Origin of the sequence: Burkholderia sp. Ac-20392, assembly GCF_017104585.1 — a bacterium.
GTDB classification, from domain to species: Bacteria; Pseudomonadota; Gammaproteobacteria; order Burkholderiales; family Burkholderiaceae; genus Burkholderia; species Burkholderia lata.
On the sequence record NZ_JAAGPB010000990.1, the window covers coordinates 1 to 1,255 of the forward strand.

1 pseudogene is annotated in these 1,255 nt (G+C 69.2%); it reads right to left on the reverse strand.

What is annotated here, in order from left to right:
- Positions 1–122: 122 nt before the first annotated feature.
- A pseudogene (locus tag G3N99_RS40330) lies at positions 123–1,255 on the reverse strand (LamG domain-containing protein); the annotation flags it as partial.

Here is a 1,255-nt window from a genome sequence, read left to right on the forward strand (position 1 = left end):
TCACTGGCGGCCGTGCCGCCCGAATCGTCGCCACCACAGCCGGCGACCAGCGCGCTCAGCACGCAGGCGGCAAGCGCGACGCGCACGCGGCGCAGGTTCGTCATGGTCATGTCGGCACTCCGTCAGTGAAGGATCGTCGACAGCGGCTTGCCCGAGCCCGCGACCGACTGCAGTTCGGTTTCGGTCACGACGCGGTTCCACATCGCGACGTCGGAGAAGCTCTCCACGTTCGGCTTGACCGTCGTGCACGCGTTCACCGTGTAGCCGCCGCTGTAGTGGCTCGCCGGGTACCCGCACGCGAGCATGTGGTACTGGCCCGTGCCGTCCTCGTTCACGCCGAACGTCTTCGTGCCGAGGCCCGGCAGCGCGGCCGCCGACACCGTGAGCGGCGTGCTCTGCTTCTGCTCGCCGAGCACCGGGTCGAACGTGTAGGCGGTCATCGTCTTGCCGACCGTGTCGATCACGAACGCCGCATACACCCACTGGTTCGCGGTCACGCTCATCGTCTTCAGGTCGTTGCGGGTGGTGCCGTCGCCCGCGTTGTACTGGATGTTGCAGGTGCCCGACGGCGCGCCCGACGCCTGCGGGAACAGCCCGATCGCGAGGCCCGCGTTCTTGCCGCTCTGCCAGTTCTTGTTCGCGAACACCGGCGTGCCGAAACCGACCACGTCGGTACACGGCGTCTTCAGCCACATGCCGATCGTGAACTGCGCCTGCGTCGCGATATCGGCGTTCTGCACGAGCTTGTAGCCGTCGTAGCCGTTCGTGTCGACGGTCTGCGTGGTCACCTGCAGCGCCTGCCCGCCGAACGGATCGGCGGTCAGCGAGCCGCCGTTCGCGGCGGCCGAGAACGGGCCCATCGTGCTCGCGTTCAGCGCATCGACGGCCGGCAGCGCACCGAACGGATAGTACGACGCAAGACCGTTCTTCAGCGTCGTCGCGAGCGGCGGCGGCGGGGGCGGCGGCGGCACGTACGCGATCTGCGCGATATTGCCGAGCGGCGCACCGCCCGCCGTCACCACGTAGTCGAAGCTGTAGGTGCCGGCCGCGGTCAGGCCGAGATTGCTGTCGGTGTAGGTCGTCGTGCCGGCCGGCAGCGTCGCGATCTGCTGGCCCGCGCGGTACACCGTGATCGCGCCGCTCGCGGGCGCCGCCCACGTCAGCACGACGCTGTGGCCGTCGGTACTCGCCGCGCCGGCGAGCTGCGACACCGGCTGCGAACCGATCAGTTCGCCGCCGTCCATTTCATATGCGG